Origin of the sequence: Nitrobacter winogradskyi (assembly GCF_006539545.1) — a bacterium.
Classification (GTDB): Bacteria; Pseudomonadota; Alphaproteobacteria; order Rhizobiales; family Xanthobacteraceae; genus Nitrobacter; species Nitrobacter winogradskyi_A.
Genome location: NZ_BJNF01000130.1, coordinates 1 through 6,341 on the forward strand (window position 1 = coordinate 1; position 6,341 = coordinate 6,341).

At 57.6% G+C, this 6,341-nt stretch carries 7 protein-coding genes and 1 pseudogene; 1 reads left to right on the forward strand and 7 read right to left on the reverse strand.

Features of this window, described 5'->3' with window-relative positions:
* Positions 1-432 precede the first annotated feature (432 nt).
* A complete protein-coding gene (locus NWI01_RS18275) occupies positions 433-1,041 on the reverse strand; it encodes a cysteine hydrolase family protein (RefSeq protein ID WP_141385365.1) in 609 nt (202 codons plus the stop codon).
* Between the two features lie 111 nt (positions 1,042-1,152).
* Positions 1,153-1,944, reverse strand: coding sequence for an OBAP family protein (locus NWI01_RS18280; RefSeq protein WP_141385366.1), 792 nt, complete (start codon positions 1,942-1,944; stop codon positions 1,153-1,155).
* Positions 1,945-2,192: 248 nt separating this feature from the next.
* Between NWI01_RS18280 and NWI01_RS18285 the strand changes: the two genes are divergently transcribed.
* Positions 2,193-2,894: a hypothetical protein gene (locus NWI01_RS18285; RefSeq protein ID WP_141385367.1), complete on the forward strand. Its 702-nt coding sequence runs from the start codon at positions 2,193-2,195 to the stop codon at positions 2,892-2,894.
* Positions 2,895-3,044: 150 nt separating this feature from the next.
* On the opposite strand, the gene NWI01_RS18290 is transcribed toward NWI01_RS18285, so the two are convergent.
* From NWI01_RS18290 to NWI01_RS19460, 5 genes and pseudogenes are all read right to left on the reverse strand, one after another.
* Positions 3,045-3,740 (reverse strand): hypothetical protein, encoded by a 696-nt coding sequence (locus NWI01_RS18290; protein ID WP_141385368.1) that lies wholly within the window; start codon positions 3,738-3,740, stop codon positions 3,045-3,047.
* Positions 3,737-4,153 (reverse strand): phage holin family protein, encoded by a 417-nt coding sequence (locus tag NWI01_RS18295; RefSeq protein ID WP_141385369.1) that lies wholly within the window; start codon positions 4,151-4,153, stop codon positions 3,737-3,739. The genes NWI01_RS18290 and NWI01_RS18295 overlap by 4 nt, the downstream gene beginning before the upstream one ends.
* Before the next feature lies 1 nt (position 4,154).
* On the reverse strand, positions 4,155-4,706 hold the full coding sequence (locus tag NWI01_RS18300; RefSeq protein ID WP_141385370.1) for a hypothetical protein: 552 nt from the start codon (positions 4,704-4,706) through the stop codon (positions 4,155-4,157).
* 26 nt (positions 4,707-4,732) lie between these two features.
* Positions 4,733-5,656 carry a DUF3618 domain-containing protein gene (locus NWI01_RS18305; RefSeq protein ID WP_141385371.1) on the reverse strand — a complete coding sequence of 308 codons (924 nt, stop codon included), beginning with the start codon at positions 5,654-5,656 and terminating at the stop codon, positions 4,733-4,735.
* Between the two features lie 400 nt (positions 5,657-6,056).
* Positions 6,057-6,341, reverse strand: a pseudogene (locus NWI01_RS19460) (hypothetical protein); the annotation flags it as partial.

Sequence of the window (6,341 nt, forward strand, 5' to 3'; positions counted from 1 at the left end):
TAGTGTCTCGGGCGTATATGATTGCGGGCGACGTATCGCGCGACGTCCTTTTGGTCGCAGCAGCCATCGCGGAAGGAGCGCGGGCGGCCGTCGCCATCAACAAGGCGTTCTTACGCCGCGACGGATTTTGCGACTGAGAACTCATTGCCATTTCCTTCGGCGCGTTTGGATACCAGCGCCACAAGTCGCCAGAAGGTGCGGTCGAGATGCCCACCATGACTTCGAAAACCGTGATGCTGCCTTCCTCAGTCTCGCCGCCGCTCAGCCAGAGGCCCTGACCCGAAGCGCGTATAAGCTCGTGGCCCCGCCGAACTTATCCGCCAGCTCTTCGAGAAAGTCGTCGAACCAGGCCTTACTGATCGACCGCCCGTTGCCGGTTCCTGGAGCAGGAGATCCGCACGAGATGGGAAGGCCCCACTGATGAAATTTGCCTTACCAGCACTCCAGAAGAGTCTCCGTCGTAACGGTCTCAACCTGAACTCCGAACCGATTCAGGTAGATATTCATCATCGCGTCGTGCGTTTCATCAGCCGAACTGCAAAGCGCGTCCTGTACGAGGATGACCCGAAAGCCCCAGTCGATCGCACCCAACATCGTGCACAGAACGCAAACGTCCGTTTCCCCACCGGTTACGATGAGGCTGTCGATTCCAGCACCGCGCAGCTCCTGCTGAAGGTCGCTTCCGGTCCAAGGGGAATAGACATGCTTGTCAAAGACCCTGCCGGGAGGGACGAACGCGGCGAGGTCAGGGACCAGCCTCACCATGTCAGACCCGATCCGGTCGATAGTCATTGAGGCCCATCGCTCGTAATAATGCCGCCACATCCCCACGCCGTGCCCCGGCTTCTCGGCCGGAATAAAGCGGGTGAAGATAGTTCTCTCAGGATGAGCGGATGTGACCGCGATGATGTTCGGCAGGACTCGCTCAAGCCAGGGCATCTTCCATTCGGTTCCCTCGGCAAACATTCTCTGCATGTCGACGCAGAGATGCACCGCGCTCTCTCCCGGAGGGCCATGCCGTAATGTATCGCTCTTTGACATGGCATTCTCCGAAAGCAATACCAATTAGCAGGCCTGTCGGCTCGCAGGGTGTTAAGTTGGGGCAAGCCATCCAAGCTGTCTCCCGCTCTGTTCGCGGTGGTTTTCCCCACATTATCGCCTATTCAAAAGAGGCGTCTTGGTTAGGACGAGCTGCTGTGTCGTGCCGCTCTTCCACGCGTCGGCCGCCGCGTCGGGCTGCGACGCGGAGCTCGCCAAATCCTCGCGGGACGTTTTGGCTTGAGAGGTGTAGGTGCCCAGCTCCTTGTCCCGGCTCTTGATCATCTCGGACTTGAGCTGGCCGTCCGCCGTGAACGCCATCATCAGTTGCGGGATGCCGGTAGGCAGACTGGAGTCCTTATCTATCTGCCAAGTATGCCAGGTCTTGCCATAAGTGGAGACGAGCGTAGCGATGGCTATGTGCTGCACCGTCGCCGGTATTCCCGGCATGATCAGCTCGCCCGCGAGCGCCTCGTGGCGGTGGCTGTGCCATAGCGCTTTCTCTTCCTCGGGAAGCGACTTGAATATCCGCTCCGAGACGATGTACTCGATGCCTATGAGCCGGGAGTGGGGCTCGTTCCCGTCGTAGATGACACACTGGTAGAATTCCTCAGTCACGTGGCTGCAATAGTGGTGCGCCTCGATCTGCCGGCCCATGTCGTCGGCATAGAAGTGGAAGCCGTTGAGGTACATGTTGATCGCGCTGACGGGGCCGCGACTCTGCAAAAGGTCAGACCCCGCGCCGAGCATGGTGCTCTTCGCGGAAATCTCCCCGCCCGGAATGGCGCCGCCTTTCTCCGGCTGCTGCGCGTGCGCGCGGCCGCAGGCGCAAGAGAGGAAAGCCGCGGCCGATCCGGCGAGCCCCACAAACCCGCGGCGATTGAACGAGGGATATCTGAAAGCCATGGCGATAATCCGTGCGGTTGACTTACGGAACCGACAATCATCCGAAAACCTGATTGTTCCTGACCGGTGATGCCGGTGCGTCAACCTCGTCCGGATAGATGTGCTTTATCAAGCTGAACCGCGCCCTTGGGCATGGTGTCATTGTCTTCACTCCTAGGAACGATTTGCCTCCGCTCGCTTTTAAATATTGTCGCGTTTGGAGCGTTCGACCATACCGTTGAGATACTGTCCGACGCTGGAAAATCGACATGGAAAATCCCAACACCCTTAGCCCAATCGAGCGCCGACCTGACCAGCTTCGGCAGGGGATTGAACGGCTGCAAAGGCAGATATCCGAACTGGAAGCGTTCGATTGCTCCCTTGTCAAAGCGCGCGGCGCGAATGAGATCCGAGCCCTCCAGGGAGCAATCGCCAAAACGCTAGCCAAAACATTCGGTGAGGAAACATCCGACTACAAGCGCTATGCCTCGGCAGCACGATTAGACAACGGGCCGATTTACCTCAGCGGGCGCCCGCCGGTGGAACTTGTGGTCGAATGGATAAACGATGGGAAAGCGATGTCTCTCGCGCTCCTAAGACGAGCGGTAATGAGCCTGCAAGCAGAACTAACCAAATTGGGGGACAAGGCCTTTCCTGACCACGATCGCGCCGCAGAAGACGCCAGCTGGGATTTCGCAACCGTTAATCAAAATGAAGCCGAAGGCAAAATAGAAACAAATCTCCGGCTCATAAGTGCGGCAGCTCTGTTTCTTTCAACAAGCGTTCTGATCTTCCATGGACGAAAAGTGAAATCAAAGGTTCGAAAATCCACTGGCACTGCTTCCTGCAAAAAATGCGGCGCAAACATTTCAATTTCAAACCCGTTAGCTATTAAGCAAGACTTTAGTGCAACATGCCCGGATTGCCAGACCACTAACACTTATAAAAGTACTGACTTTCAAGTCGCGTAGACCGGGCCTCGCAAGGACCAATTCAACGCTGAATTGGTGGTCGGTCGGTTAGGGATTGCGATGGACTTCGAGACGACTGCGGGAACGGATCAAGGAGCTGTGCCGGGTGGCGCTTGCCACGCACCGAGGAAAAAGGAGAGCGCAAGAGGATCAAAGCAGCTTCGCGGCTTCCCCTGCAGCGTTTGCGGCCCGCGCGGCGGTCTGCTTCGCCCGATCAACTACTTCGGAGCCCGCTTCGCCAAGTTCCGTTTGAATCTTATCCACGACTCCATGGAGGCCTTGCGATACCGCTCCCGCTCGTGTGGTCAGATCGGCTTTAACCTCGTCGCTGAGTTCGCCCATCCAATCTTTCTCTAGATCGGTTGTCCGAAACGCTCCTGCCACGGCAGCCCCGGCGGTTAAGCCTAGGATACCGAGCACTAGCGGTTGTCGTTCAAATAAATCAGCCAATGAAGACTGAGTCTTTCTGAGCGCCTCTTCTCCAGGCCCGCCGATGTTCTCTCGGACATAGTCGGCACCCTCGCGCAGTCGATCTTTGATCATGTCTGCAGTGCCAGATACAGCGCTCGAGGCCGCCCCACCCACATCGCGTAACGTTTCACCGACAACCGATCCCGTCTGGCCTTGCGGCGCCGTCGCGGATCGCTCACGAGCCGCCAAAGGCGAATGCGAACTCAGAGGGTGAAGATCTTTCGGCGAAGCCGCTTTCGCGCTGGCGGCATTCATCACCTTTTGATTGCCGGTAAACAGATAAAACGTACCGGCTCCGATAAGGACGGCAGCTAATGGATTATCCTTCGCCGCCGCCACAAGATTATCGAAAAATCCTATTTTCTCATTGCTCATCGCACCATTTCCTTCATGGCATCTTTGTCTTTTTCGAGCTGCCCCATAGTTTCATGTGGCACGAGGCGTCCCGCTTGCAACCGGTTGACGCCGACGGCAAATAGTACGCCGCCGATCACTGCCGCTACGGCCGCGGACGTAATATAGGAGAGCGGCTGGGACCAGCCCAACGCGATGAGAGCCGCTGATAGTGCGAACAGCGCCATCACTACAGCGGGAATCACCAAGATGGCGCCGGCAGCGATGAGGCCCATCGCGGCAAGAACCTCCTGCGCTTTTTCGCCCAGTTCGGCCTTCGCCAGATCGACTTCATTTTGGAAGAGCTTGGCAATTTGCGAAAGCGCATCCCCAAGCAATTTCGAGATCGTCTGGAAATCGTTCTGGCTGGTTTTGATATCGTTTTGGATGCTCATATCACTCATGCCTCTGTGAGGATGGTGACGAAGATGGAGCTCGCTGCTCTCCGGACGCTCTGAGGAAGCGCACCGCCGCAAATCCCGCGAGTGCCGACAAGCCGAGAAATGCGGCCGGCTGGCGTCTCGCGAAATCGCCCGCACCGTCGAGAAGATCGCGGAAACTTCCATTTTGGATCTTTTCCGATGCCTCATGGACATAGTCTGCAGCTGATTCGATGCCGCGCGCCGCGAACGGCACGTCGTTTTCGAAGGCTCGCGCCGCTTTACGAATATCATCGGCGAAGCGCCCGATAAAATCAGCGCCAGCCTCTTGCTGCTCGTGAGCTCGGCTACCCAGATGCTTGGCTGTTTCTGAAACAACATCTTTGGCGGCATTCGCTGCTTCCTCAATCTTGTCGCTCGCACAGTCGGTCGAGGCGCGCAGTGTCTCACCCGCGCGATGTTTGAGCTCGCCACCCGCCCTTGATACCTCCTCCTTAAGGTTCTGTGTGGAACCGTCGGCCTGGTTCCGATCCAAGGTGTTCGGTGTTGTCGTGTCAAAGTTGCTCATCTTGTCTACCTTGTGTTTAGATTTCGCTATTGACGGACCGCCGCTCTCACAACGTCGTCGGCACCCTCCTTGAGCGTGTCAGACATGTTCTGGGTCATGCGGCTGACTTCTCCGCCTAAATCGCTTTCGCCAACGGTTTTCGCGGCTGCATCAAGGGCCGAGGTTGCTGCACTCTTGGCTGTGGCAAATCCGGATTGCATAGCTTCGCCGGCCTTCCGTTTGACCTTATTGCTAGCTTCGCCCATCGCTTTGGCTTCAGCCCTCGTTTCGGGTAGAGAAGCGGCAATGATGGCGCCGATCGCGACTCCCAATCCCCCGATCAATGCAGCATCACCGCTACGCTGGCGAGCCGTTAACCATTGGGTCGCCACCGCATCTTTGGCCGCACCGGTCTTGTTCCTTAGCGTATCGCCACCGCTAGCAATTTTGTCTGACCAATCGCTGGCTACTTGAGTGGCACGGATTTTGAGGTCATCGGCTGTTTCAGTGGCTTGAGTTCGAGCCGCGGCTAGCCGGTCCTTCACGTCCGCAACAAGCGGTGAATTTCCTGCCTCCACAAGCATCTCCCCCGCTTTCTCTTTTACTGAAGCCGCGCCTTGTGCAGCGCGATCCCGGGCCGTCTTAGAGGTCATAGAAGCCCCCGCGCCCAGCATCAGGAGTGGTAGGGGTAGGCCCCGCGCCATACGCATGAGGGAGATCGCAGCGACAGCCCCTGCCGCAACTGTTCCCATCGGATTGTCGATCGCTCGTTGTTTCAATGTCTCACCCCAACCGTATGCCTTGAGGCTGATGTAATCGGAGAGCTCCGATTTCACGTATTCCGGTGAGACCTTTTGGCGAATACCATCGGCCGCATCCGAGACCCGCTCCCTCAACTGATCGACCGTCGCTGCCAGTCCGGCCCGGTTTCGCTCCGCCTCCAACCGAAGTTCCTCCACCGACCGTGTCATGTCGCTGTCCTTTCCGTATTTCTTCCCGGCAACTCGCGCTCTCTTCAATCGTTCCTCCGATGAGCGACGAGACTTCAAATCCGCCACTATCAGATCGGCCACTAAACGCGGCTTCTTCCCGACTAAGGAACGGATCACAGAGAAACGAGGTGGCTGGCCCGGTCGAGAGATCGCCGCGGTCCACGCGGCGTTCCGTCTGGCTGCTCCGCCCCGCATCGTTCAATGGTCCGAGTTACGATCGCAGGTAGGACTGACGGACTTTCGATGCCGAATGGCATCGGTACCGAGCCCCGGGACCCGGTCGGGTTTGATTCAGTCGTCCATAGCATCAACGTGCGCCTATGCTCCGTAACCAGAGCCCTAAGAATCCGTCAGCGACAAATTTTGCTGCTTTCGGCGGTCATGCATGTCGTCGGTGCGCGGCGAAGCAAGAATGCATGGCCTTATAACCTTGCGCTCTTAATCGGTCGGGATCTCTCGCTCGTTTTCGCCATCGTCGTTTATCCTTCTCGCTACTCAAGACCACTTCGCGCTTCGCTGCAATACGCAGCACTTCGTAGGATGAGAAGTCTGGCACGCCGTGCACTCTTCCGCGCTCAGCGACGGGGTGTTTCGGCTGCACATTGGCAGCGCTTGAACCGTCGCGGCGCATCTCTCCATCGGATTCACGGGGCATCATCACAAG

Bases quoted from the DNA above. Each gene is read 5' to 3' on its own strand.
- NWI01_RS18300 (WP_141385370.1), bottom strand. From the start codon at position 4,706: ATGAGCAACTTTGACACGACAACACCGAACACCTTGGATCGGAACCAG.
- NWI01_RS18295 (WP_141385369.1), bottom strand. From the start codon at position 4,153: ATGAGCATCCAAAACGATATCAAAACCAGCCAGAACGATTTCCAGACG.
- NWI01_RS18280 (WP_141385366.1), bottom strand. From the start codon at position 1,944: ATGGCTTTCAGATATCCCTCGTTCAATCGCCGCGGGTTTGTGGGGCTC.
- NWI01_RS18275 (WP_141385365.1), bottom strand. From the start codon at position 1,041: ATGTCAAAGAGCGATACATTACGGCATGGCCCTCCGGGAGAGAGCGCG.
- NWI01_RS18285 (WP_141385367.1), top strand. From the start codon at position 2,193: ATGGAAAATCCCAACACCCTTAGCCCAATCGAGCGCCGACCTGACCAG.
- NWI01_RS18290 (WP_141385368.1), bottom strand. From the start codon at position 3,740: ATGAGCAATGAGAAAATAGGATTTTTCGATAATCTTGTGGCGGCGGCG.
- NWI01_RS18305 (WP_141385371.1), bottom strand. From the start codon at position 5,656: ATGACACGGTCGGTGGAGGAACTTCGGTTGGAGGCGGAGCGAAACCGG.